At 63.9% G+C, this 25,853-nt stretch carries 21 protein-coding genes; 14 read left to right on the top strand and 7 right to left on the bottom strand.

Annotated elements, in window-relative coordinates:
* Positions 1-26 precede the first annotated feature (26 nt).
* Both FA94_RS09870 and FA94_RS09865 read left to right on the top strand, forming a co-directional pair.
* On the top strand, positions 27-1,193 hold the full coding sequence (locus tag FA94_RS09870) for an AAA family ATPase (protein WP_035550219.1): 1,167 nt from the start codon (positions 27-29) through the stop codon (positions 1,191-1,193).
* A 326-nt stretch (positions 1,194-1,519) separates the two neighbouring features.
* A complete protein-coding gene (locus FA94_RS09865) occupies positions 1,520-2,587 on the top strand; it encodes a glycosyltransferase family 4 protein (protein ID WP_035550216.1) in 1,068 nt (355 codons plus the stop codon).
* 194 nt (positions 2,588-2,781) lie between these two features.
* Here FA94_RS09865 and FA94_RS09860 read toward each other — a convergent pair whose 3' ends face one another.
* The 3 genes from FA94_RS09860 to FA94_RS09850 all read right to left on the bottom strand — a co-directional run bounded on the left by FA94_RS09860 (position 2,782) and on the right by FA94_RS09850 (position 4,730).
* Complete coding sequence (locus tag FA94_RS09860) at positions 2,782-3,375, bottom strand: BPSL1445 family SYLF domain-containing lipoprotein (RefSeq protein ID WP_035550213.1); 594 nt, start codon at positions 3,373-3,375, stop codon at positions 2,782-2,784.
* Between the two features lie 393 nt (positions 3,376-3,768).
* Entirely contained in the window at positions 3,769-4,221 is a 453-nt protein-coding gene (locus tag FA94_RS09855; RefSeq protein ID WP_035550210.1) for a membrane protein, read from the bottom strand.
* A gap of 212 nt (positions 4,222-4,433) precedes the next feature.
* Positions 4,434-4,730 (bottom strand): PsiF family protein, encoded by a 297-nt coding sequence (locus tag FA94_RS09850; protein ID WP_035550208.1) that lies wholly within the window; start codon positions 4,728-4,730, stop codon positions 4,434-4,436.
* Between the two features lie 449 nt (positions 4,731-5,179).
* On the opposite strand from FA94_RS09850, the gene FA94_RS09845 reads away from it, so the two are divergent.
* Both FA94_RS09845 and FA94_RS09840 read left to right on the top strand, forming a co-directional pair.
* Positions 5,180-5,476: a YciI-like protein gene (locus tag FA94_RS09845; protein ID WP_035550205.1), complete on the top strand. Its 297-nt coding sequence runs from the start codon at positions 5,180-5,182 to the stop codon at positions 5,474-5,476.
* A gap of 584 nt (positions 5,477-6,060) precedes the next feature.
* Positions 6,061-7,377: a DUF6566 family protein gene (locus FA94_RS09840; protein WP_035550203.1), complete on the top strand. Its 1,317-nt coding sequence runs from the start codon at positions 6,061-6,063 to the stop codon at positions 7,375-7,377.
* A gap of 341 nt (positions 7,378-7,718) precedes the next feature.
* On the opposite strand, the gene FA94_RS09835 is transcribed toward FA94_RS09840, so the two are convergent.
* A complete protein-coding gene (locus FA94_RS09835; protein ID WP_035550201.1) occupies positions 7,719-9,296 on the bottom strand; it encodes a mannose-1-phosphate guanylyltransferase/mannose-6-phosphate isomerase in 1,578 nt (525 codons plus the stop codon).
* An 80-nt stretch (positions 9,297-9,376) separates the two neighbouring features.
* A complete protein-coding gene (locus tag FA94_RS38565; RefSeq protein ID WP_156126608.1) occupies positions 9,377-9,733 on the bottom strand; it encodes a hypothetical protein in 357 nt (118 codons plus the stop codon).
* A 221-nt stretch (positions 9,734-9,954) separates the two neighbouring features.
* Between FA94_RS38565 and FA94_RS09830 the strand changes: the two genes are divergently transcribed.
* The 10 genes from FA94_RS09830 to FA94_RS09785 all read left to right on the top strand — a co-directional run bounded on the left by FA94_RS09830 (position 9,955) and on the right by FA94_RS09785 (position 22,985).
* Positions 9,955-11,352 (top strand): undecaprenyl-phosphate glucose phosphotransferase, encoded by a 1,398-nt coding sequence (locus FA94_RS09830; RefSeq protein ID WP_035550198.1) that lies wholly within the window; start codon positions 9,955-9,957, stop codon positions 11,350-11,352.
* Between the two features lie 48 nt (positions 11,353-11,400).
* Positions 11,401-12,852 (top strand): UDP-glucose dehydrogenase family protein, encoded by a 1,452-nt coding sequence (locus FA94_RS09825; protein WP_035550196.1) that lies wholly within the window; start codon positions 11,401-11,403, stop codon positions 12,850-12,852.
* 105 nt (positions 12,853-12,957) lie between these two features.
* Positions 12,958-13,413 carry an arsenate reductase/protein-tyrosine-phosphatase family protein gene (locus FA94_RS09820; protein WP_035550193.1) on the top strand — a complete coding sequence of 152 codons (456 nt, stop codon included), beginning with the start codon at positions 12,958-12,960 and terminating at the stop codon, positions 13,411-13,413.
* The gene (locus FA94_RS09815) at positions 13,407-14,621 is read left to right on the top strand and encodes a polysaccharide biosynthesis/export family protein (protein WP_035550190.1); all 1,215 of its coding nucleotides are present in this window, start codon (positions 13,407-13,409) and stop codon (positions 14,619-14,621) included. Before FA94_RS09820 ends, FA94_RS09815 begins: the two co-directional genes overlap by 7 nt.
* A 115-nt stretch (positions 14,622-14,736) precedes the next feature.
* Positions 14,737-16,932 (top strand): polysaccharide biosynthesis tyrosine autokinase, encoded by a 2,196-nt coding sequence (locus FA94_RS09810; RefSeq protein WP_035550187.1) that lies wholly within the window; start codon positions 14,737-14,739, stop codon positions 16,930-16,932.
* A gap of 62 nt (positions 16,933-16,994) precedes the next feature.
* The gene (locus tag FA94_RS09805; RefSeq protein ID WP_035561804.1) at positions 16,995-17,930 is read left to right on the top strand and encodes a glycosyltransferase family 2 protein; all 936 of its coding nucleotides are present in this window, start codon (positions 16,995-16,997) and stop codon (positions 17,928-17,930) included.
* Positions 17,927-19,081: a glycosyltransferase gene (locus FA94_RS09800; RefSeq protein WP_035550185.1), complete on the top strand. Its 1,155-nt coding sequence runs from the start codon at positions 17,927-17,929 to the stop codon at positions 19,079-19,081. Before FA94_RS09805 ends, FA94_RS09800 begins: the two co-directional genes overlap by 4 nt.
* Positions 19,082-19,084: 3 nt before the next feature.
* On the top strand, positions 19,085-20,557 hold the full coding sequence (locus tag FA94_RS09795) for a glucose-6-phosphate isomerase (RefSeq protein ID WP_035550182.1): 1,473 nt from the start codon (positions 19,085-19,087) through the stop codon (positions 20,555-20,557).
* Entirely contained in the window at positions 20,554-21,822 is a 1,269-nt protein-coding gene (locus tag FA94_RS09790) for a glycosyltransferase family 4 protein (RefSeq protein WP_051980517.1), read from the top strand. The genes FA94_RS09795 and FA94_RS09790 overlap by 4 nt, the downstream gene beginning before the upstream one ends.
* On the top strand, positions 21,819-22,985 hold the full coding sequence (locus FA94_RS09785) for a glycosyltransferase family 4 protein (RefSeq protein WP_035550180.1): 1,167 nt from the start codon (positions 21,819-21,821) through the stop codon (positions 22,983-22,985). The genes FA94_RS09790 and FA94_RS09785 overlap by 4 nt, the downstream gene beginning before the upstream one ends.
* Before the next feature lie 26 nt (positions 22,986-23,011).
* On the opposite strand, the gene FA94_RS09780 is transcribed toward FA94_RS09785, so the two are convergent.
* Both FA94_RS09780 and gmd read right to left on the bottom strand, forming a co-directional pair.
* Positions 23,012-24,514 (bottom strand): Fic family protein, encoded by a 1,503-nt coding sequence (locus FA94_RS09780; protein WP_035561799.1) that lies wholly within the window; start codon positions 24,512-24,514, stop codon positions 23,012-23,014.
* A 260-nt stretch (positions 24,515-24,774) separates the two neighbouring features.
* Positions 24,775-25,818 (bottom strand): GDP-mannose 4,6-dehydratase, encoded by a 1,044-nt coding sequence (gmd, locus tag FA94_RS09775; protein WP_035550178.1) that lies wholly within the window; start codon positions 25,816-25,818, stop codon positions 24,775-24,777.
* Positions 25,819-25,853 lie beyond the last annotated feature (35 nt).

Raw genomic sequence — 25,853 nt, 5'->3', positions numbered from 1 at the left:
GTCGCATTCAACCGGGAGTCGTCCGCATGCTGACGACGCTAGCCATCGCCGGTTACCGGTCGTTGCGCGAACTGGTCGTGCCGCTCGGCCGGCTGAACGTGATCACCGGCGCGAACGGCAGCGGCAAGTCGAGCGTGTATCGCTCGCTGCGTCTGCTGGCGGAAACGGCGCGCGGCGGCGTGATTACGTCGCTGGCGCGCGAAGGCGGTTTGCCGTCCACGCTATGGGCCGGTCCCGAGCGCTTCTCGCGCGGCATGCTGGCGGGCGAATTGCCAATCGAGCCGCTGCGCCGCAAGGATCCGGTGAGCCTGCGGCTCGGCTTTGCCGGCGATCAGTTCGGCTACGCGATCGATCTCGGTCTGCCGCCGCTCAACAGGGACACGCTGTTCCCGCTCGACCCCACCATCAAGCGCGAGTGCATCTGGAGCGGGCCAGTGCTGCGGCCGTCTGCGTTGCTGGTCGACCGGCAGGGGCCGGCGCTGCGCATGCGCGACGAGCAGGGCGACTGGCAGACCATCCCGCAACCGGTCGCCAGTTTCGACAGCATGATGACGGAGTTCTCCGACCCACGGACCGCGCCCGAGATGATCACGGTGCGCGAGCAGATCCGCTCGTGGCGCTTCTATGACCATTTCCGCACCGATGCCGACGCCGCCGCGCGTCTGCCGCAGATCGGCACGCATACGCCGGTGCTGTCCAACGACGGCGCGGACCTCGCCGCGGCCTTGCAGACCATCCGCGAGATCGGCGATCCCACGGCGCTCGCCGCGGCCATCGACGACGCTTTTCCCGGCTCGCAACTCGACGTCTCGACGCAGGACGGCCGCTTCGAAGTGATGATGCGGCAGCACGGCCTGCTGCGGTCGCTGAAGGGCGCGGAGTTGTCGGACGGCACCTTGCGCTATCTGCTGCTGGTCGCCGCGCTGTTGACGCCGCGTCCGCCCGCGTTGCTGGTGCTGAACGAACCGGAGACGAGCCTGCATCCTGATCTGCTGCCGGCGCTGGCCCGCCTGATCGCGCGGGCGGCGTTGCATTCGCAGGTGCTGGTGGTGTCGCATGCGGCGCGCTTGATCGCGGCGCTCGAACGCGAAGAGGAGAGTCAATCCATCGTGCTGGAAAAGCATTTCGGCGCCACCCGGATTGCCGACGCGGACGATCGCGACCTGCCCGCGTGGAAATGGCCGGCGCGATAATTGCGGCCTGGTGATTGGACGGCCCGGTACGCGCCCAAAGCGACCTCAGGCGGCCTCGAAGCGCGCCCGAGACGGAACAGGCAACCCCCTGCGGTGTTTGCCCGACTGTGCCCAACGCCCCGCGCAATGTAAGCTGAATGTAACAGCGCCAGGGAAATGCAAGGCGTGGCGCTTTTTGTTGTCCTGTGGTGAATAATGATTCGATGCCGGTCATGCAGATGCGCTTTGCATCGATCGGCGCAATCGGCGTCGCCCTGCGCGGAGAGCGTCCCTGAACACGCCCCGCCGCCGTGCGCAAGCCGTCAGTTTACGGAGACAAACCTGCTATGAAGATTGCCCAGATCGCCCCTTTGACCGAATCGGTGCCGCCCAAGCTGTACGGCGGCACGGAGCGCGTCGTGTCGTACATCACCGAGGCGCTGGTCGAGCTTGGCCATGACGTGACGCTGTTCGCGAGCGGCGACTCGGTGACCAGCGCGAAGCTCGAGCCGGTGTGGCCGCGCGCGCTGCGTCTCGATCCTGGCATTCGCGACCGCGTGGCGCCGCACATGCTGTTGATGGAACTGGTGCGCCGCCAGGCCGATCAGTTCGACGTCCTGCATTTTCACCTCGACTACTACTCGTTCTCGGTCTTCAAACGTCAGGACACGCCGTTCGTCACGACGATGCACGGCCGCCTCGACCTGCCCGAACAGCAGCCGGTGTTCGACACCTTCAACACTGCGCCGGTGATTTCGATTTCGAACGCGCAGCGCCATCCGTTGCCGCAGGCCAGGTGGCTGACCACTGTCTATCACGGCTTGCCGGAGCAGCTCTACACGCCGCAGCCGGTCGAGCAAAAGTACCTCGCGTTTCTCGGCCGGATTTCGCCGGAAAAGCGCGTTGACACCGCGATCCGCATAGCTGGCCGCTGCGGTATGCCGATCCGCATCGCCGCCAAGGTCGATTCCGCCGACCGCGAGTACTTCGAGCGCGACATCCGGCCGTTGCTGGATCTGCCGCACGTCGAGTTTATCGGCGAGATCGCGGATCATCAGAAGGCCGAATTTTTGTCGGGCGCGCATGCGTTGCTGTTTCCGATCGACTGGCCGGAGCCGTTCGGCCTCGTGATGATCGAGGCGATGGCGTGCGGCACGCCGGTGATCGCGTTCAATCGCGGCTCGGTGCCGGAGGTGCTCGAAGAGGGGGTGACGGGCTTTATCGTCGAAGACGAAATCGGCGCGGTGGCGGCGGTGAATCGCCTGCACAAGATGCCGCGCGCGGGCGTGCGCCAACGCTTCGAGGAACGCTTCACGTCGCACCGGATGGCGCAGCAGTATGTGGACGCGTATCAGTCGGTGATTCGGGCGCAGAAGCGGTCGCGTTTCAAGGTGATCGACAAGTCGGGAAGCTGAGGCGGAGCGGGCTCGCTGCCCGCTGCGCCCGGTACTGCACGGCACGGCAAAAAAAACGGCGATGCGTCTATCACGCATCGCCGTTTTTTCATGGTCGCTTGACGCCGCCGCTTGCCACCACCTCACGCCGCCGCGCACGGAACCGGACGGATCAGAGGCAGGCGCGCCAGACCAGCACGCTGGTTGCGACGCGTTTAGATCTTCAGGCGCGAAACCTTGGTGCCCTGCAGCGACAGATCGCCCATCAGGCCGGCATTCGTCAGCACGAATACCTCGACCGGCGCGGTGGCCGTGGTCGTGTCGACAGCGCCGTTCGCGCCCATTTTCACCAGCGCGACGGAGGCGTCGCCGCCCACCGACCAGCCGTCGGCATTGCGGAATTTGTCCAGCGCGTCTTGCGTCATGAACAGGAAGATGATGGCCTTCGACTGTGCGCCCGCCTGCAGGCCGAACGAGCCGGAAATGGTGCTGTAGTAGCCGACCGTGCCGCCGCCCACGCGCAGCGAGCCTTCGCCGTACTGACCGCCCACGATGAAGCCCGCTTGCAGCACCGACGGGAACACCAGCACGCCGCGCGCCTTCGAGACGAGTTCGCGCGAACCCTGCACGGTGGTGTACAGGCGCGACATGGTGCCGTCGACGCTGGCGTCGATCGACTGACGCTTCGATGCGTCGGTGGACGAGGTGTTTTTATTGTCGCTGTTGGACGTAGTCGTACAACCAGCGAGTGCAAGGCCTCCGAAAGCGAGCGCAGCGGTCGTCTTCAACATGAAGTTTCGTCTTTGCATCGTTTTTCTCCGTGATGGTTCCGGGTCGCAACGCCGGATGAATTGGCGGGTTGCCTATGAGTTATATCACACGCAAACGGAAAAGGCGTGCCTCGCTGCCAGGCGTGAAGCCTTGTGTGGCGGGGCTTTGCGGGTAATCGTAAGGCGCTATGCAGTAACTTTGACCTGGTGCAAAAGAGTCCCGGATCGGACCCGGCGGCGTGTTCGAACGGGTTCCTGGCGAATCGAAGGAGACGCAGATCGGCGTCACCGGCACTCAGTCACCGCGGTTCGAAACGTCCCTTTTTACCGATTCCGGCCTTGCCAGGCAGCGCTGAAATTGAACTGAAAGTGTTGCCGCGACGCCTCAGTTCGGCGCTGCCGGAGGTCGTCGTCAGCCCTCGTCAGCCGCCCTCAGCTATGGTTCGCCGGACTCTTGACCGGCGGCGGTGGCCGCCGCAACGCACGCCGCACCATGCCGATCAGCACGCCGATCAGGAACAGCGTTACGGCCGGCACGATCCAGTAGCCGACGAATGCATGCCACAGGTAAGCCATCAAAGTGGTGCGACGCACGCTGTATTCGTTGCGCGCGTCCTGCTGGCGCGGCGCGTTGGCGGCCAGCACGTCGGCCGGGCAGCCGGCGGCCTGCGCCTCGTCGGGCTTGCCGTGGCAGCGCGCGGGGGCGCCGGCGGCGCGTTGTGCGTCGGTGAACGTCCAGCTGGTCAGCGCGCGATCGAGGTCGACGGCGTTGTACGCCATTTCCTCGCGGATCTCGCTGACCGCCACGATCGCCACGGGCACCGCCCAGAATATGATGACGACCAGCCACCGCCTCAACCAGCGGTTTTTATGCTTCGTTACCATCCTTGCCTCCGATCGATGCTCTGCAGCACCAACGACAAGATGGCGGCCCGTCTAATGTTGTGTGTGAGGGTGGGCCGTCTCCGCCGCCATCATAGAAGAAAAACGGGGCGTTCGCGCGACCGGGATGTCGGCTCGATGGAGGGGGGATGCGCCGCGCTTGAACGCGCGGCGCCATGTCGACGGCGCCGCGCTGCGGCGCCGCTCCACGCGGCTTAGTTAGCCGGCGCGGAGGACAGGCAGGTCTTCATGAACGCCTTGCGGTCGTCGCCTTTCTTGCCGGTGGCTTGCGTGTTGCAGGCCTTCATCTTGTCCTGCTGGCTCATCGGCGCGGCGGCGGCCGGTTTCGCGGACAGGCAGGTCTTCATGAACGCCTTGCGGTCGTCGCCTTTCTTGTCGGCGGCCTGCTTGTTGCAGTCGGCCATTTTGGTTTGCTGGCTGTTCTGCGCGAATGCCGGCGAAACGAGAACGGCGCCCAGTACCAGCGTAGCGATAGCGGATTGGATTTTCATGTGACACTCCATCGGTGGTGAAAACGTTTTTGGTCGTTCATGCGCGCGGGCGTCAACGGCATCCAGGGCCCCTCGGCATAACCATTATGGCAAATGCTATCTGCCAGAACGGACAAAAGCGCATTCCGGTTGACAGACGCGGACGCTGGTTTTCCCGTACGCGGTGGCGCTCAGGCGACGCCGGTGCGGGGATTCGGCGAATAGCGGCATTGAAAAATCATGCTATGCATTCCAGATCAATTGCGATGGCTATTTCAAATAGATTAAACGGTCGCCATTCCTGATTGATCAAAGAAAATTAGCGCGGAGCATGAATATTGCTGCGAATGCAACTGAATAGTAAATCGGCATGAAATTCCGCTGTCGACCGCATTGGTAATATTGACCAGAAAGCTCGACTCGCAGGTGTCGGCGTGGGCGGGCGTCCACCTTGTCTCAGGAGGTTCTCCATGCATTACCTGTTGATGTATGAGCTCGTGCCCGACTACCTCGAACGACGCGGCGCCTATCGCGACGCGCATCTGCAATGCGCGTGGGCGGCAGTGGCCCGCGGTGAATTGCTGCTTGCCGGCGCGTTGGCCGAGCCCATCGACGGCGCGGTCCTGCTGTTTCAGAGCGATTCGCCGGCTGCCGCAGAAGCCTTTGCCAGAGCCGATCCGTATGTGATCGCCGGCCTTGTGACGCACTGGCGGGTACGCGCGTGGACGACCGTGGTGGGCGAGGGCGCGACTCATCCTGTGCGCTAGAAACCACAGATCGATTTCACTCGAAACGTGTCACGTGCAATGCAACGTGCATGCGTTCAAGCGGACCGATCTGTCATGGCGGCGCTGCGCGTCATGACGCATACGCACTCTCCACACGGCACTCGTAGCGACCCATCCACGCGCCGTCGCGAGTGCCAAAATGCATGGAAATGCGATACCGCATAAAGGCTGGATTTGTAAAGGCCATTCGCCACATTTACCCTTGCGTTGTGCTGTGCAATAGTGAGGGTTGGGGCCGAGGCGACCCGCATCTCTGTGACGGCAATACGTGAAATGACGCAGCAAAAAGAACAAGATTGTTTCTATCCGTAACACTTGTCTCAACGATATTCACGCAAACCCTGGGAATGGTATGCTTCGTGCACAAATTCTCCCATGCACGAGTGAGACCACGTTTTGTGCTTCGGAATAGGGACAAACCGCACCATGTCAGGGCGGTATTGACCAGCCAACAGAACGTACAGAACATTTTTGTGCAACCGCGGGCTGCACACGGATCGTGAAAGTTGAATCCGTGGCAAGTCCAAAGCCGCGGCCCGGCCAGGCTGCGTGGAGAAAACCCAATGTTTTTCGATGAGCTAAGCAATGACGAATGGGCGCTGCTGGCAGCGCTTGTCTCCGATGAGCCGGCCGTCCGTCTAAACCGACGCGGTCGGCCGCGCGCCGAACCACGCATCGTCGCGAATGCGGTCCTCTGGATTCTGACAACCGGTGAGCCCTGGTCGAAACTGCCAGGTCGTTATCCGTCGGGTCCGACCTGCCGGCGCCGTTTCGAAGAGTGGCAGTTGAACGGCACGCTGCTCGAGATGGTTCGGCTGTTATCGCAAACCGGGCGTACCTTCGCGTACGTTCCGCAACCGGCCCCGCCCGCCGCGACCAAGCCGGCCGCACCGGTGGTCGTCGCACCGAGCGTGCGCGACGAAAGTCTGCGTGGCGTGTCCTGGAAGAGTCCCGAGTCGTGGCAGGCGCCCGGCGTGTCGAGCAGCCTGAGCAACTGGCGTTCGGCCGACCCGATCGCCGATATCACGCGTCAGTTGTCGGGTCTCGCGAATGCGCAAGCGCCGCAAACACTGCAGCAGCCGCATCAACCCGTCGCGCGTGCGCCGATGGCGCCGGGCCGTTCGTTCGCGGCTGCGGGTGTATCTAATGGTGTGTCGGCCGGTGTGTCCACCGGCGCTTCCGCCTTCGCGCCCGCCATGCGTCCGCCGATGCGCGCCGTGTTGCCCCGCCTCGACGAAGCGGCCGCCGTGGGTCAAGCCATGGACCTGCTGGATGCCGCGATTTCGTCGGCGCGCCACACGAGTCCGCCGGACGACGACCTGCGCAGTCCGCTGTCGATGAGCCTCGCGCCGCGCGGCACGCAGATCGACGATCCGCGTGGCTTTACGATTTTCGTCGCGGCGGAGCAGGTGCCCAACGTGATGTATCGCGCGTGGGCGGAGATCATGAAAGACGGCAGGCGCGTCGAGCGTTCCGGCCTGGTCGGCCCGCGCTTCGCCGATGCGGACGAAGCGCAGCAGTACGCGCTCGACTGGGCGCTGCAATGGATCGATCGCGAATGCCTGACATTGGCGGCCGCGGAAGTTGCGCCTCCGGTTGAGGAAGTCGTGGTGCTGGAAGAACGTGCCGCCGCGCAGGTGCATTCGCCCACGCCATCGCACGTTGCGCCGGCGCGTCCGCTGCCCGTCCGGCGTCATGTGCCGGAGCCCGTCACGATCAATCACGGTGCGCCGTTGCATGGTCCGCTGCACGCGTTTCGTGGACCGTTGCGCCGTTATCCCAGCGAGCCGGTCGTGACCACGGTCGTCAGCGCGACGACGGAAAGCACGTCGGCGGAACGGTATCCGTCTTATCCGGAGTTCATCTCTCACGCAGGATGAGCGCGGCGGCTGGCAGTTAAAACGCGCTTAAAACGAACGCGGTCGAAACCCGGCAGCAAGCGCAAGCAAGCGCAGTAACAGAGTGAGATTGGCAAGTTTGGCGACTGGCGCATTGATAAGCGCGGCGACAGAAGAAAGTCTGGCAGTACCCCGCGGCCGGTAGGAGCAACCGCCGCAGGTTCCCGCTTCATTCAGTGTGATTCAAGCCTTGTTTTCGCAGTCCCCGATGGACCCTGGACGGACCCCGGATCGACCCGTGGCGGACCGCCGTTCGACGACGGCCCAAGCCAGGTTGGCTTGATGATTGGCTTGCGCAGGCGCCTTGCAGGCGCCTGATGGCGTTACTGTCGGCCGTACGTATCGTCGAACCGCACGATATCGTCTTCGCCGAGATACGAGCCGGACTGCACCTCGATCATTTCGAGCGGCATCTTGCCCGGATTCTCGAGTCGATGCGTGACGCCGAGCGGAATATAAGCCGACTCGTTTTCGGAGACGATAAAGCGTTCCTCGCCACGCGTGACGAGCGCCGTGCCGCGCACCACGATCCAGTGTTCGGCGCGGTGATGATGCATTTGCAGCGAGAGCCGCGCACCCGGTTTCACGACAATGCGTTTGACCTGGAAGCGCTCGCCGGTGTCGACGGAATCGTAGTTGCCCCACGGGCGATGCACCTTGCGATGGTTGGCCGCTTCGAGCCCGCCGTCGCTGCGAATCCGTCCGACGATCTTCTTGACGTCCTGCACGCGCGATTTATCGGCCACGAGAATCGCGTCGGCCGTTTCGACCACCACCAGATCCTGCGTACCCACGCAGGCAATCAGCCGTCCTTCCGAATGCGCGAAGGTCGATGCCGCGCCTTCGAACATCACGCGCCCGCGGCCCACGTTCTGGTCGGCGTCTTTCTCCGAGATGTCCCAGATCGCGTCCCACGAGCCCACGTCCGACCAACCGGCCTGCAACGGCACGACCACGCCCGAGGCGGCGCTTTGATCGCTGCCGAGCTGTTCCATCACCGCGTAATCGATCGAGTTCGACGGCGACGCGCTGAACGCATCGCGCTGCAGGCGGAAGAAGTCGCCGTCCGCCTTGCCGCCCGCGTAGGCTGCGTGGCAGGCTTCGTAGATGGCCGGCTGGAAGTGGCGGATCGCCTTCAGCCACGTCGACGCGCGCATGATGAAAATGCCGCTGTTCCACCAGTACTCCTTCGACTCGATATAGCGCTGCGCCAGTTCGAGATGCGGCTTTTCGACGAAGCGATCGAGCTTGTGCGCGCAGATTGTGCCTTCGCTGCCGGTGTTTTCCGTATCGTCAGGGATGCCAGGCGATGCGCCCGATGCCTCCGACGCTCCCAGCGCCGCGCCGATCCGGATGTAACCAAAGCCGGTTTCCGGCCGCGTCGGCACGATGCCCATCGTCACGATATGACCGGCCACCGCCTGTTCCACGCCGGCCGTCACGGCCGCGTGGAAGCCCGCGAGGTCGGTGACCGCGTGATCGGCGGGCATCACGACCATGATGCCGTCGTCGTCCTGCGCGGCGATCGACAGCGCGGCTACGGTCAGCGCCGGTGCGGTATCGCGGCCGGCGGGTTCGAGAATCAGGCGGGTCGGTTTGCCGCTCGTGCGCAATTGCTCGGCGGTGGTGAAGCGCTGCTCTTCGTTCGCGACCACGACCAGCTGATCGGTGAGCGGATAGCCGGCTTCGAGTCCTTCGAGCCGCCGCGTGGTGGACTGCAGCAGCGAATCGTCGCCGAGCAGGCCGATCAACTGTTTGGGATGCTGTTCGCGCGACATCGGCCACAAACGCGTGCCGGATCCACCGGCCAGAATCACGGGATGAACCTTGAGCTTGACGTTCAGGGGCTTAGCTTGCGTGGACCGGGTGTCGGCGGGCGTGGCCGTAACCGGAGCTGTCATGATGGACTCCTCGAGGCTGGGTGAATGCGTCGAGTTTTATCATGAAGAGCGGAATCAATAAAAGCGCGTTAAATAGAAAACTATATAAAACGGCCGATAAAAATAGCGAATTCCGTGAAGGAAAAATGTCCGATAGATTTTTTAAAAAGAAAAATTACCCGAAAAAAATAACGGGTGATTTTTTTAGCGCGATGCTTGCACAAACGTGACGCAACAGGCGTCTCGTAAGCTTCTCTCTCCGAGCGACCAGAGAGCATCGAAATGGCCCGCTTAGAGGCCTTCAGCTTGCCTATCGAAAGGCAATCCGGTAACAATTGCCGAGCAAAAATCGAAAAAAATGCTGAAATTTTGACCGATACAATTTGAGATATTTTGCGGTCTTGCAGTGGGAATTTTAATAAAGCTTTATCTATACCTGTACGAGGGTATTCACTCATTTCGACTCGCCTTTCCCGGTTCGGCTGTTCAGCCGATTTTCTAAATTGGGAATGGCGAGGCAATTAGCTGGGCTTCATTTTTTTACTGCGTCGCGCATCGATCCGCCGAACGCGGAGACCGGCGTCGTGTTCGGGCGCCGGAGCACGCTGAAGAAAAACCGCGCGACGGATTTTTAATCAACCAACGGATGGCACTTGACTGACGAACTGAGGGGCAGCGCATGCTGAGCGTTCTATCGAGAATCATCGACATCGCCATGGTCGTGCTCGGCGCGACGCTGGCGACGGCCGTGCATAGCGGGAAATTCGTGTGGCTGGACGACATGGAACGTGTGTCGCTCGCGTTCGACTGTCTGCTCGTGGTGGTGTTTTTCCCCGCGCTGGGCATCTATCAGTCGTGGCGCGGCAAGCCGCTCTACGACCTGCTGTGCCGGGTTGCCGGCGGCTGGGTGATGGTGGAAGTCACCGGCGTGCTGATCAGCTTCAGCCTGCACCGTTCGGACAGTCTGTCGCGGCTGTGGCTCGTCTACTGGGCGGTGGCCACGATCGTGCTGCTGGTGGTCACCAAGGTGATCGTCTATTCGGTGCTGCGCAGTCTGCGCCGCGAGGGCTTCAATCAGCGCGCGGTGGCGATCGTCGGCGGCGCGCCGTATGGGCGCTTTCTGATCGAACAGATGCGCGGCCGTCCGGAAGCGGGCTTCACGCCGATCGTGGTGTTCGACGAGGAAGGCACGATCAACCCGTATGAAGACCCGGACGCGGCCAATGCGATCGACGGCGTACCGGTGGAACGCGACTATCAGCGCATGTTGCAACTGGTGCGCCAGCGCGCGATCCGCGAGCTGTGGCTGGCCTTGCCGATCTCGAAGGAAAAGGCGATTCACCGCTTCGTGATGGACCTGAAGAACGACTTCGTGAACATCCGCTTCATTCCGGACGTGCGCAGCCTGACGCTGTTCAATCAGCCGATGGTCGACCTGCTCGGCGTGCCCGCGATCAACCTGGCCGCGTCGCCGATCACCGATCTGCGGGTGCTGCCCAAGCGCGTGTTCGACCGTCTGTTCGCGCTGGCCGCGTTGACCGCGCTGGCGCCGGTCATGATTGTGATTGCGGTGATGGTGAAGGTGAGTTCGCCGGGTCCGGTGTTCTTCCGCCAGAAGCGCAAGGGTATCGACGGCAATCAGTTCGAGATCTACAAGTTCCGCTCGATGAAGCTGCACCAGGAAGAGGCCGGCAAGATCACCCAGGCCACGCGGCGCGATCCGCGCATCACCGCGGTCGGCGCGTTCCTGCGGCGCACCAGTCTCGACGAGCTGCCGCAGTTCATCAACGTGCTGCGCGGCGAGATGTCGGTGGTCGGCCCGCGTCCGCACGCGCTCGAACACGACGACATCTACAAGGATCTGGTGAAGGGCTACATGCACCGCTACCGGATCAAGCCGGGCATTACCGGCTGGGCGCAGATCAACGGCTATCGCGGCGAAACCGACCGCATCGAAAAGATGATGGGCCGCGTCAAGCTCGATCTGTACTACATGCAGCACTGGACCTTCTGGCTCGACATCAAGATCGTCGTGCTGACGCTGTGGAAAGGATTCGCAGGCAGCAACGCTTACTGAGTCCTTCACCGCACTCCTGAATCAACCTTATTTCGCGAGGTGTAATACATGAACCTGACGATCATCGGTAGTGGCTACGTAGGGCTCGTGACGGGCGCCTGTCTGGCCGACATCGGCCACGACGTGTTCTGTCTCGACGTCGATCAGCGCAAGATCGACGTGCTCAACAATGGCGGCGTGCCGATCCATGAACCGGGTCTGCAGGAAATCATCGCGCGCAATCGCAAGGCCGGCCGCCTGACGTTCTCGACCAACATCGAAGCGGCGGTCGCGCACGGCGACATCCAGTTCATCGCGGTGGGCACGCCGTCGGACGAAGACGGTTCCGCCGACCTGCAATACGTGCTGGCCGCCGCGCGCAACATCGGCCGCCATATGACGGGCTTCAAGGTGATCGTCGACAAATCGACGGTGCCGGTCGGCACGGCCTCGCGCGTGCGCGACGTGATCGCCGCCGAACTGGCCGCGCGCAACCTCAATCACATGTTTTCGGTGGTCTCGAACCCCGAGTTCCTGAAGGAAGGCGCGGCTGTGGACGACTTCACGCGGCCCGACCGCATCGTGCTCGGTTGCGACGAAGACGTGCCCGGCGAAAAAGCCCGCGAGCTGATGAAGCGCCTGTACGCGCCGTTCAACCGCAATCGCGAACGCACGCTGTACATGGACGTGCGTTCCGCCGAATTCACCAAGTACGCGGCCAACGCGATGCTGGCCACGCGTATTTCGTACATGAACGAGCTGGCCAATCTGGCCGACCGCGTCGGCGCGGATATCGAAGCGGTGCGCCGTGGCATCGGCTCCGATCCGCGCATCGGCTACGACTTCCTGTACGCCGGTTGCGGCTACGGCGGGTCGTGCTTCCCGAAAGACGTGCAGGCACTGATCCGCATCGCCGCTGATCACAAGGCGAACCTGCGCATTCTCGAAGCGGTGGAAGCCGTCAACGACACGCAGAAGCAGGTGCTGGCGCACAAGATCGTCGCGCGTCTGGGCGAAGACCTGTCGGACCGCACGTTCGGCGTCTGGGGCCTCGCGTTCAAGCCGAATACCGACGACATGCGCGAAGCGCCGAGCCGTCCGCTGATCGCCGAACTGCTGCGCCGTGGCGCGCGCGTGAAAGCGTACGACCCGGTCGCGATCGACGAATCGAAGCGGGTGTTCGCGCTCGACCTGAAGGATGTGCCGCAGCAGCACGCGCGCCTCGAGTTCGTGAAGGAAGAGATGGACGCGGCGGAGGGCGCCGACGCGTTGGTGATCTTCACCGAATGGAAGGTCTTCAAGAGCCCGGACTTCGATTCGCTGAAACGGATCCTCAGGACGCCGCTGATTTTCGACGGCCGCAATCTGTACGAACCGGACGCGCTGCTCGAACTCGGGATCGAGTATCACGCGATCGGCCGTCAGCACGCGTTGCGCAATGCGCCGGGCAAGGTCGGCGCGAACGGCGTGCCGCTCACGCCGGCGGACGTGGCCGAGTCCGGCCGCCGCGCCGTCGCTTAACGAGCAAGCAGGCTGCAAGCGGGCCGCAACCTGGCCGCAAGCGGGCTGCATGCAACCGCCCCGCAAGCGGCCCACCGAATCACCTCGCGCTTCAAGGAGCCTGCCATGTTCGCCAATGTACTGATCGTCTGCCACGCCAACGTGTGCCGTTCGCCGGCCGCCGAGATGCTGTTCAAGTCCCGGCAACGCGCGGTGTCGCGGCCGTCTTCGGCGCCGATCGCGTTTCATTCGGCGGGCCTGCGCGCGATGGACGGCCACGGCATGGACCCGGTGATGCGCCGCCTGCTCGCCGAGCAGGGCGTCGCCTCCGGGATCCATTACTCGCGGCGTCTGAACCGCAATCTGGTGCGCTCAGCGGACCTCGTGCTGGTCACCGAGCGCGCCCAGGTGGGCGCGGTCGAAGCGCTCGACCCGGCCGCGCGCGGCAAGGTCTATCCGCTCGGCAAGTGGGAAGCCGACTCCGACGTCGCCGACCCGCACGGCTGCGCGGAAACCGCTTATAGGGAGAGTCTCGTGCTCATCGAACATCTGGTCATGGGATGGCTGAAAAAAATATGCTGATGAAAAAACTCGCACCGCATTCAGCGGCGAACTTCAAATCGAAACTCGCCGCCTCACTTTTGCTGACGTCCTTTCTGTCGGCCTGCGCCACCGCACCGGGCAATTATCTCGACACGTCGCGTCTGAAAGACGACGGCCAGCATCAGTCGCAGCCCGCCGAAACCTATCCGGTGCATCTGATCGATTCGCAGCTCGTGGCCGCGCAGGCGCAACAGGCCGCCGCGAAGACCCAGGTGCTGCCGACCTCGACCATCAGCGATCCGTCGCAGTATGTGTACCGGCTTTCGCCGCAGGACATTCTCGGCATCACCGTGTGGGATCACCCGGAATTGACCACGCCGCAGGGCAGCACGCTGTCGGCGGGCGGCAACACCACGCAGTCGGTGGGCGGCGCGTTGCAGCAGCCGTACACGGCCGCGTTGCCGGGCCAGGCCGACCCGTACGGCCAGACCATCGCCGCCGACGGCACGATCTTCTTCCCGTTCGTCGGCCGGATTCGCGCCGCGGGCAAAACCGTCGGCGAGCTGCGCGATCAGTTGAGCAGCGGCCTCGTGCGCTATATCCGCAATCCGCAGGTCGACGTGCGCGTGCTGTCGTATCGCGGCCAGAAGGTGCAGGTGACCGGCGAAGTGAAGACGCCGGGCCCGCTCGCGGTCAGCGACGTGCCGCTCACGCTGGTCGACGCGATCACGCGCTCGGGCGGCACGAATTCGGACGCCGATATCCAGCGCGTGCGCCTCACGCGCAACAACAGGCTCTACGTGCTCGACGCCGATCGCATGCTCGACAAAGGCGACACCACGCAGAACGTGATGCTGCAGAACGGCGACGTGATCAACGTGCCGGACCGCACCGACAGCCGCATCTTCGTGATGGGCGAAGTGAAGACGCCGATCCAGGTGCCGATCATTCGCGGCCGCATGACGATCGCCGACGCGCTCACGCAGTCGGGCGGCATTCTCGACACGGACGCCAATCCGCGTCAGATCTACGTGATGCGCGGCATGAAAGACCATCCGACCACGCCGGACGTCTACCGCCTCGACATGACGCAGCCGGACTCGATCATGCTGTCCTCGCAGTTCCAGTTGCAGCCGCTGGACGTCGTGTATGTGGGCACCGCCGCTTCGACCACCTTCAACCGTGTGTTGCAGCAGATCCTGCCGAGCGTGCAGACCTTGTTCTACCTGAAACAACTGACGCGCTAGGCGCCGTCGCCAGGCCCGCGTCACACCGCCAGCCGGCGGGGTGACGCGGGACCGAAGCAAACACGGATGTAACCGATACGGGAAGCGAATTGTGAGCAATCAACTCTCTCCACACATGGGCGGTCCGGTCAGGACCGAAGAAGAGGACATCGTCCTCGGGCAACTGATCCAGGTGATCCTCGACGACATCTGGTGGCTGATCGCGATCGCCGCGGTGATCGTCGCGATTGCCGGTGCTTACTGCCTGCTCGCCAAGCCGATCTATTCGGCCGACGCGCACGTGCGCGTCGAGCAATCCGACAACACGTCGCAGGCGCTCACGCAGACGCAAACGGGCGCGGCGATCACCACCGGCTCGACCTCGCTGCCGACGGACGCCGAAATCGAAATCATCAAGAGCCGTGGCGTGGTCGGCCCGGTCGTGCAGGACCTGAAGCTGAACTTCAGCGTCACGCCGAAGACGATTCCGCTGCTCGGTAGCATTTCGGCCAAGCTGGCCGCGCCGGGTCAACTGGCGAAGCCGTGGTTGGGCCTGTCGTCGTATGGCTGGGGCGGCGATGTGGCCGACGTCGATTCGATCGACGTGGTGCCCGCGCTCGAAGGCCAGAAGCTCGCGCTGAAGGTGGTCGACGATCAGCACTATGCGCTGTTCGCCGGGAACGGCGCGCTGCTGCTGCGCGGCCAGGTCGGCCAGCAGGCGCAGGGCGGCGGCGTGACGATGCGGGTCAACAAACTGGTCGCGCGTCCGGGCGAGCAGTTCACCGTGGTGCGCGCCAACGACCTCGACGCGATCACCGCGTTCCAGTCGGCGATCACCGTGCAGGAGCAGGGCAAGCAGACCGGCGTGATCCAGATCTCGCTGGAAGACAAGAGCCCGGAACACGCGGCGCTGGTCGCCAATGCGCTGGCGCAGTCGTATGTGCGCCAGCACGTGTCGAACAAGCAGGCCGACGCGATCAAGATGCTCGACTTCCTGCAAAGCGAAGAGCCGCGTCTGAAGGCCGATCTGGAGCGCGCGGAAGCCGCCTTGACCGCGTATCAGCGCCAGTCCGGCTCGATCAACGCGAGCGACGAAGCCAAGGTGTACCTGGAAGGCAGCGTGCAGTACGAGCAGCAGATCGCCGGTTTGCGTCTGCAGATGACGCAGCTCAGCGAGCGTTACGGCGACGACCATCCGATGCTGGTGGCCGCGCGTCAACAGATGGCCGAGCTGGAAGCGCAGCGCACCAAATATGCGGACCGTTTCCGCGACCTGCCGGCCACCGAAGTGAAGGCCGTGCAGTTGCAGCGCGATGCGAAGGTGGCGGAAGACATCTACGTGCTGTTGCTGAACCGCGTGCAGGAATTGTCGGTGCAGAAAGCGGGCACGGGCGGCAACGTACATATCGTCGACGCCGCGTTGCGCCCGGGCGCGCCGGTCAAGCCGAAGAAGGTGCTGATCCTGTCGGCGGCGGTGATTCTCGGCCTGATCGCGGGCACCGGCTTCGTGTTCCTGCGCCGCAATATGTTCAAGGGGATCGACGATCCGGATCAGATTGAGCGTGCGTTCCATCTGCCGGTGTTCGGCCTCGTGCCGTTGAGCGCCGAACAGGCGGTGCTCGAAAGCGCGTTCGAACGCGGCGGCGAACGTCTGCGTTCGGTGCTGGCGAATGCGCGGCCCAAGGACATCACGGTCGAAAGTCTGCGCAGCCTGCGCACCTCCATGCAGTTCACGATGATGGACGCGCGCAATCGCATCATCATGCTGACCGGCCCGATGGCCGGCGTCGGCAAGAGCTTCCTCACGGTCAACCTCGCGGTGCTGCTCGCGCATTCGGGCAAGCGCGTGCTGATGATCGACGGCGACATGCGGCGCGGCGCGCTCGAACGTTATCTGGGCGGCGTGCAGGACAACGGTTTGTCCGAGTTGCTGAGCGGCCAGATCTCGCTGGAAGAAGCGATCCGCAGTTCGAACGTGGAAGGCCTGAGCTTCATCTCGTGCGGCCGCCGTCCGCCGAATCCGTCGGAACTGTTGATGTCGCCGCGGCTGCCGCAATACCTCGACGGGCTCGCCAAACGCTACGATGTGATCCTGATCGACACGCCGCCGGTGCTGGCGGTGACCGATGCGTCGATCATCGGCGCGTATGCCGGTTCGACCTTCTTCGTGATGCGCTCGGGCGTGCACAGCGAAGGCGAGATCCAGGACGCGCTGAAGCGTCTGCGCGCGGCCGGCGTGCATGTGCAGGGCGGCATCTTCAACGGCATGCCGCGCTCGCGCGGCGGCTACGACCGTGGCTACGCGGCGGTGCAGGAATACCTGAGCGCCTGAGCGGAACGCGTTTCCCGGGTTTTTCCGACCCTCGCGCAATGACGATACAAAAGGACATCACGATGAAAGTGACGGTACTGGTTCCGACTTATCGCCGCCCGGCCGATCTGGCGCGCTGCCTCGCGGCACTGCAACGCCAGTCGCGTGCGCCCGACCAGGTGGTCGTGGTGGCGCGCGCCGACGACGAGGCGACCCACACCTGTCTGCGCGATCCGGCGGTGCCGGGTGCGCTGCCGCTGTCGGTGGCGCTGGTCGAGGCGCCCGGTCAGGTCGCGGCGCTGAATCGCGGGCTCGACGCGGCCAGCGGCGACGTGATCGCGATTACCGACGACGATGCCGCGCCGCACGTCGACTGGGTCGCCCGGATCGCCGCCGCGTTCGAAAGCGATGCGCGCCTCGGCGCGCTCGGCGGGCGCGACTGGGTGCACGAAAGAGGCCGCGTGCTGGATGGCGAGCGGCAGCGGGTGGGCAAGGTCACGGCGTCCGGCAAGATCATCGGCAATCATCATCTCGGCGCCGGCGGCGCGCGCGAAGTGGACATTCTGAAGGGCGCCAACATGAGCTACCGCCGCGACGCGATCCGCACGATCCGCTTCGACGCGCGCTTGCGCGGCGCGGGCGCGCAGGCTCACAACGACATGGGCTTCAGCCTCGCGGTGAAGCGCGCCGGCTGGAAGCTGGTGTACGACCCGCGCGTTGCGGTCGACCATTTTCCCGCCGAGCGTTTCGACGAAGACGGGCGCAACGCGCAAACCATGGCGGCGTTGCGCAATGCCGCGTTCAACTTCCATCTGATCCTGCGCGACCAGTTGCCGCCGCTGCACCGCGAAACCGCGTGGTGGTGGTGGACGCTGGTCGGCACGCGGGCCTATCCGGGACTCACGCATGCGGCGCTCGCTTTGCTGTCGAACCAGGCCGGGGTGAAGCTGTCGCGCTGGCGCGCGGTGCGCGGCGGCGCGCACGAGGCGCGCCGGGCGCGAAGCGGAGTGGCCGCATGAGTACAAACGTTCACGTTCACCTGTTTTACGGCGCCGACCCGCGCTTTTACCGGCCGGGCGACGACATCGGCTGCCTGTACGGCTATCACCACGCGCAGTCCGACGGCTTCGCGCTGAGCTATTCGCAGGACGCGCCCGAAAGCAAACCGGTGCGGCTGTTGCGGCGCGCGTTGAAGGCGGCGCTGGGGTTCGATTTCATCCATACGTGGCGCAATCGTGCCGAGATGCTGCGCGCGGACGTAATCTGGACGCATACCGAGCAGGAATGGCTCTCCGCCGCGCTGATGCTGTTGCTGAGCGGCCGCAAGGCCGGAGCCGAGGCTTCCCCCTTGCTGCTCGCACAAAGCGTGTGGCTGCTCGATAAATGGCCTTCGTACGGGATTCTGCGTAGCTGGCTGTATCGCAAGCTGCTGAGCCGCGCCGATCAACTGACCACGCTCGCCACTGAAAACGCCGCGCTGTGCCAGCGTTATTTCGATCGCGACGCGACGCCGCTGCTGTACGGGCTGAACACCCAGGACTTCCCCGTCAAGGCGCCGACCGAATGGTTGCCGCATGCGCCGATCCGCATTGCCGCGATCGGCAACGATCGCGACCGCGATTGGGAAACGCTGATCAAGGCCTTCGGCAACGATTCGCGCTACACGGTCAAGCTCGCGACGCGGCGGCGGATACCCGCGTCGCTGCGCGCGCCGAACGTCGAGATCGCGCTGTTTTCGGGCATTAAAAAGCAGCACGAGTTGTACGACTGGGCCGATCTGATCGTCGTGCCGCTGCGGCCGAATTCGCACGCCTCGGGGATCACGGTGATGCTCGAAGCGGCGGCCGTCGGCAAGCCGATGGTGGTCACCAACGTCGGCGCGTTGCAGGATTATTTTCCGGCCGGCGAGGCGCTTTATATTCCGCCGTTCAATCCGCAGGCGCTGCGCGAAGCGGTCGACCAGCTCGCCGCATCGCCGCTGGACGGCTTGCGTCAGGCGCAAGCGGCGGCGGCCGGTTTGCTGGCACGCGACCTGACCACCCAGCACTACGCGATGCAGCACGTGCGGATCACGCAGGAGATGCTGCGCGCGCGCGCCGCTCGCACGCAACCGCAGGCGAGGGCGCAAACCTCGCGGCCCGCCGCGCGTGAATCACGCGGAGGTCTCTAAGCGATGTCGACCATCACGCACACCGCTCCATCCGGCGCGACCCGCGCGGGACGCAGCCGGTCCGGCGGGGCGCAGGAGTGGGGTCCGCCGGCCTTGCTGTGGCTGATCACGGCGGTGTTGATCATCGCGCATCAGGGCACGGTGCTGACGCTCGCGTTTCCGGTGCTGGCGATCCTCACGGGCTTGTGGCTCTACTTCAAGAGCCCGGCGCGCTACATCGGCTTCATGTGGTGGCTGTGGTTTCTGAGCCCCGAAGTACGGCGTCTCGCCGACTGGTCCAAAGGCGCGTTCACGCCCACCAGCCTGATCCAGGTCGCGCCGCTCGCGGTGACGATGATCAGCGCGCTTTCCCTGCTGCGCTACTACCGGCTGCTCGCGCAACGGCGCGGCCTGCCGGTGCTGCTGATCCTGCTCGGCCTGATCTACGCGTTCATGGTCGGCGTGATGTCGAGCGGGCCGCTGGCAGCCACCTACGACCTCGCGAACTGGCTGTATCCGATCCTGATCGGCTTCCACATCATGGCGCACACGCGTCAGTATCCGCAGTACCGCGACACCATCGTCAACACGTTCATCTGGGGCATGCTGGTGATGGGCGGCTACGGCCTCGTGCAGTTTTTCATCATGCCGCCGTGGGACGCACTGTGGATGCTCGGCTCGCAGATGAACTCGCAAGGCGACCCGGTGCCGATGGGCGTGCGCGTGTTCAGCACGATGAATTCGTCGGGCCCGTTCGCGTTCGCGATGATGGGCGCAATGGTGTACGTGATGGCAGCAAACCACCGGGTGCGCTGGATCGCCGCGGCGCTCGGCTTCTTCGCGTTCGCGCTGAGCCTCGTGCGCTCCACGTGGGGCGGCTGGGTGATCGCGCTGCTGGTCCAGCTGGTCAAGTCGAACAACAAGGTGCGGGTGCGTATCGTCGCGAGCGCGGTGTTGCTGGCGGGCCTGTGCGTGCCGCTGCTGGCGGTCGGCCCGGTTGCCGAGCGGATGCAGGCGCGGCTCACCACCATCGTCAATCTGAACGACGACCAGAGCTACGCCGCGCGTAACGAGTTCTACGCGACCTTCGCGAAAACCGCGTTTACCGACGTCTCCGGTGAAGGCATGGGCGCGACCGGCACCTCGACCAAGCTCTCGAACGACGGCGGCCAGCTCGGCCAGTACGGCAACTTCGACAGCGGCGTGATGAATATCCCGTTCGTGCTCGGCTGGCCCGGCACGCTACTCTACATGTCCGGCATCGTCTGGCTGGTGGTGCGCGCGGTGCTGGCCTCGTTCAAGCTGCGCAACGACAAGTTCGTCTCGGCCTGCCTGAGCCTGAGTCTCGCGACCTTCGCGATGCTGGTGTTCACCAACTCGCTGGTGGGCACGGGCGGACTGTTGCTGTTCATGAGTGTTTTTTCGATCCTATCCGCGGTGCACTACGAAAAAATCAACCGCAGACGCACGCTACTTTTCCACGGAGGCACTGATTGAGAGTCGCCATAGTCACGCACGTCGTGCGCCATAACGACGGCCAGGGGCGCGTCAACCACGAGATCGCGCGGGCCGCGCTCGACGAGAACATCGGCGTCACGCTGGTGGCCTCGCACGTCGCGCCGGATCTGCTCGCGCATCCGAACGTTCGCTGGGCGCAGATCAAAGTGGGCCGCTGGTGGCCCACCAATCTGCTGCGCCAGCAGGTGTTTGCGTTCAAGAGCACGCTGTGGCTGCGCGCGCATCGCCGCGAATACGACGTGCTGCACGTGAACGGCTTCATCACGTGGATACCTGCCGACGTCAATACCTCGCACTTCGTGCACAGCGGCTGGTTCGGCAGCAAGTACTACCCGTTCGGGCTGACCAAGGGCGTGTGGTCCGCGTACCAGTCGGTCTACACGCGCTGCAACGCGCTGCTCGAACGCTGGGCGTACCGGCGCTCGAAAGTGATCACCGCGGTGTCGCAGAAAGTCGCCGACGAAATCCGCGCGATCGGCCTGACGCCCGATAACCGCGTCGACGTGATCTACAACGGCGTGGACACGCAGGGCTTCGCCGCCGCGACCGGCGACCGCGAGAAGTTCGGCTTGCCGAAGGACGCGTTCCTGCTGCTGTTCGTCGGCGATCTGCGCACGCCGCGCAAGAACCTCGGCACCGTGCTCGCCGCGCTCAAGCATCTGCCCGACTACGTGCAGATCGCGGTGGCCGGTTTTCTGCCGGGCAGCCCGTATCCGGATGAGGCGAAGGCGCTGGGCATTGCGCATCGCGTGCATTTTCTCGGGCTGGTGAAGGAGATGCCGGTGCTGATGCATTCGGTCGACGCGTTCGTGTTTCCGTCGCGCTATGAAGCGATGAGCCTGTCGCTGCTCGAAGCGATGGCGGCGGGCTTGCCGGTGGTCACGGCACGCAGCGCGGGCGGTGCCGAAATCATCACGCCGGAATGCGGGATCGTGCTCGACGATCCGGACGATCCCACGGCGTTGGCCCGCGCGGTCGCGCGTCTCGCCGAGCATCACGACGCGCGCCGCGCGATGGGCGTCGCCGCCAACGAACTCGCGACCGGCTTCGGCTGGGCGCGGATGGCCGAGCAGTACATCGCGCTTTACCGGCAACTCGCGGGGCAGCAGCAGAATCGCCGGCGCAGCGAGGCGGAAGCGGCGGCGGTCGCGAAGACCGACGCGCTGACGCTGAACACGCTGGCGGGACAGAAGGCATCGTTCGACCATCACAACTCACAGAACGCACAGGGGCATCAATCATGACAACGAGTTCAATCAAATCGCTGCAGATCGGGATGCACTGGTTTCCCGAGCGCGCGGGCGGTCTCGACCGCATGTATTACTCGCTGGTCGGCGCGCTGCCGGGCGCGGGCGTCGCGGTGCGCGGCGTGGTGGCCGGCTCGGCGAAAGTCGCCGCGGACACCGGCGGCGCGATCAACGGTTTCGGTTCCGCCGCGCAATCGCTGCCGCTGCGGCTGATGGCGGCGCGCCGCGCGTTGCGCGAGGAAGTCCGCCGGTCGCGGCCCGACGTGATCTCGTCGCACTTCGCGCTGTACACGTTTCCGGGGCTCGACGTGACGCGCGGGATTCCGCAGGTCTCGCATTTTCAGGGACCGTGGGCCGACGAGAGCCACGTGGAAGGCGCCGACTCGCTCGGCCAGCGCGCCAAGCGTTACCTGGAGCAGTCGGTGTATGCGCGCTCGTCGCGGTTGATCGTGTTGTCCGAGGCGTTCGGCAAGATCCTCACGTCGCGCTACGGCATCGCGCCGGAGCGCGTGCGCGTGGTGCCGGGTTGCGTCGACGTCGAGCAGTTCAATCTGCCGATCACGCCGGCCGAAGCGCGTCTGAAACTGCAGTTGCCGCAAGACCGGCCGATCGTGCTGGCGGTGCGGCGGCTGGTGCGGCGCATGGGTCTCGAAGATCTGATCGACGCGATCCAGTTGCTCAGGCAGAGCGCGCCGGACGTGCTGCTGCTGATCGCGGGTAAAGGGCGGTTAGAAGGCGAATTGCAGGCGCGCATCAGCGCGGCCGGCTTGGAAGATAACGTCAAGCTGCTGGGCTTCGTGCCCGATCAGCATCTGGCGGCGTTGTACCGCGCGGCGAATATCAGCGTGGTGCCGACCGTGGCGCTCGAAGGCTTCGGGCTGATCACGGTCGAGTCGCTGGCGTCGGGCACGCCGGTGCTGGTAACGCCGGTGGGCGGCTTACCGGAAGCGGTCGCGGGGTTGTCGCCGAATCTGGTGCTGCCGGAGACCGGCGCGAAAGCGATCGCGGCAGGGTTGGCCGGCGCGTTGAACGGCACGCTGAAGCTGCCGGATGCCGATGCCTGCCGCCGTTACGCGCGGGAGAATTTCGATAACTCGGTGATCGCGAAGCGGGTCGCCGCGGTGTATGCCGAAGCGATCGCGGCGGGTGGGGTGCATTGAGGGGGAGGGAAGCGATGGCGGGGCGCTTAGGCGGCCCGGCTGCCGTCGGCGTTGAGTAGACGGAAGTCGGCAGCGGATTCTTCGAACGCGTTGGCACCGCGCATGGCCAGTACGACGTCGGTAATTTCCGCGTAGTCGAACGCTGCGCACCAGCTACCCATGCGCGATAGCGCCTGGATGAGCGGCCCCGGCCGCCCGCCTTGCGTGAGTGCCCGCAGACAATCGACAAACTGCGGGTGAAATAGCGTAGGAATAATGATGCGGGAGCGCCCGCATCGCGACAGTTCCGCGTTCATCACCAGTCTGGATAGCCGCCCGTTGCCATCTGCGAACGGATGCACTTCGGCCACGAGAAACAGGTAATAAATGGCTCGTCCGATTCCTTCCGGGATCGTCAGCGCAAGGCGCGATCCTTCCGCGAGGGTGCCGCGTACGTGCGAGGGTTCGACAAACCGGGTCGTGCCCGCGTAGTTTGCCTCGAGCTTGAGGTGGCCCGGGTTGGCCTCCGGCCTGCGCTCGAGCATGACACGGTGGTGCTCCTGCAGTACATCGACGAAGTCGTCGCCGACTGGCGGCACCGCCGCCCGGGTTTCCGTTCGGTGGGCGAGATTGAACACACCGAGAATGTCATGCGAATCCTTCAGGCGTTGAACTACGATCTGATTGCGTAAAACGATGCCTTCCGCTTCTTCCACGGAGAATCGGGTGCCTTCGACGAAGTTGGAAAAATACGATTCAAGAAACGCAAAATAGATTCGCGTATTGCCTTGTGCGGCGACGTCCGCGATATCGGGCAGTATCGCCGTGCGCAACTCAGTGGCCAGGGTGTTGAAGAGATGGATACGCTCCATGTCGATGGGCGTGCCCGGGGCGATTGCCAGGCCGGCTCGGGTTTTGAGCACGCCCTTTGAATGTGTGCTGAGCAACGCGCCGATCAGCCCATTCAGTGCCGCATAGCTGGCCGTTGCGCCAAGCGGTTCGGTCAGTGCACGGGCGCGGTCCCGGATCTGATTGAGACCAGATTCCTTATTCGCGTTCAGACAGGTGATGAGTCGTTCTTCAATCGCATCGCGCGTTGCGCGGGTGGTTGCCGAACCGCGACTGAGATTCTCCAGAAGCGCCCGCTCTTGCGATGCCCAGTAAAGGTCGAGCGAACCGAGGCGAAGGTCGCCGGGTTGCGGGGACGGCCCTTTCGTCAGCACCAGCGTGAGGCCCGGATAACGGATGCGCCGGTTAAAGCGTGTGGGGTGAGACAGCACAATTTCGTTGGACGCAGTAATACCGCTTGCAAATGCGCTCAGGTGCGAGACGACTGCGCCCGGCACGGCGTGCGCCGCGACTTTTTGCCAGTTGCGATGGATTTTGCCAACGATCTCCGCCTCACTGCCTGATTCGACGTACACGCCCGGTCCGACGCGCGTCAGGACGCCTTCCTTCGCGCGGCGCTGCAAATTGCGGTTTCGCGCAGGATCGGCGGACGAAAAAAAAAAGTCGTCTGATTGTCGTTTTTCAGCTTTAGAGAGGCTCACGCGGTGCAAGGTTGTCGTTTTCCAGCTTTCAATTTAGCATATTTGTCGTTTTCTAGTTAAAACAAAGTGAACGCCGCCGTGATCCCGATTGTCGTTTTCTAGCTTATCCGCTCGCCAGGCTGGCGTAATTTGTCGCAATCCAGCTAACAAAGTGGCCATTTTGTCGTTTTTTAGCTTTTAGGCATGTGCGCAGGCTGCCCATGCCTCAGCGGGCTCGCCGCTTTCGCAGAGAGCCCGCGCCGTTTCCCGACTCAGAACGATCAAAACGTCTCGTGCTGTTCGTTACGCGTCAGGTCCGCATGGACCATCATGTGGCACAACTGTTCGAGCGTCGTTTCCGGCTTCCAGCCGAGCATGTCGCGGGCCTTGTCGGCGCAGCCGATCAGCAGGTCCACTTCGGCCGGACGATAGAACTTCGGATTGACGCGCACCAGCGTCTTGCCGGTGGCGACATCGATACCGGTTTCGCGCTCTTCCTTGCCCGACCATTCGAGCTGATAACCCGCCCCGGCGAAGGCCATACGCACGAAGTCGCGAACCGTCTCGGTGCGGCCGGTGGCGAGCACGAAGGTGTCCGGCTGCTCGGCCTGCAGCATGCGCCACATGCCTTCCACGTATTCGAGCGCGAAGCCCCAGTCGCGTTTCGCGCTCAGGTTGCCGAGTTCCAGGATGTCCTGTTTGCCGAGCTTGATCTTGGCGACGGTGTCGGTAATCTTGCGCGTGACGAATTCGCGGCCACGCAGCGGCGATTCGTGATTGAACAGAATCCCGCTGCTCGCGAACAGACCGTACGACTCGCGATAATTGATGGTCGACCAGTGCGCGAACAGCTTGGCGACGCCATACGGGCTACGCGGATAGAACGGCGTGTCCTCGCGTTGCGGCACGGCTTGCACGAGGCCGAACATTTCCGACGTCGACGCCTGGTAGAAGCGCGTCTTTGGATTCAGAATGCGGATGCCTTCCAGCAGATTCAGCGCGCCGACGCCCGTCACTTCCGCGGTGGTCACCGGCTGATCGAACGACACGCCCACGAAGCTCTGTGCCGCGAGGTTATATAACTCGTCGGCCTGCGCCCCTTCCAGCAGGCGCAGCGTCGAGCCGAGGTCGGTCAGATCGTGTTCGACCAGACGCAGATTCGGATGAGCAAGCACGCCGAGCTCACGAATGCGCCAGAAGTTGACGGAGCTCGTGCGCCGGTAAGTGCCGGTCACGTGATAGCCCTTGTCGAGCAACAGTTTCGTCAGATAGGCGCCGTCCTGTCCGGAAACGCCGGTGATGATCGCTTTGCGTGGTTGGCTCATAGCTTGCCTTCATATTGGTAAAAGAGAAAAAACAA

It is taken from the genome of Burkholderia sp. 9120 (assembly GCF_000745015.1).
Classification (GTDB): domain Bacteria; phylum Pseudomonadota; class Gammaproteobacteria; order Burkholderiales; family Burkholderiaceae; genus Paraburkholderia.
The sequence above is the reverse complement of the archived record's forward strand: the minus strand, read 5'-3'. Positions and strand labels throughout refer to the sequence as shown.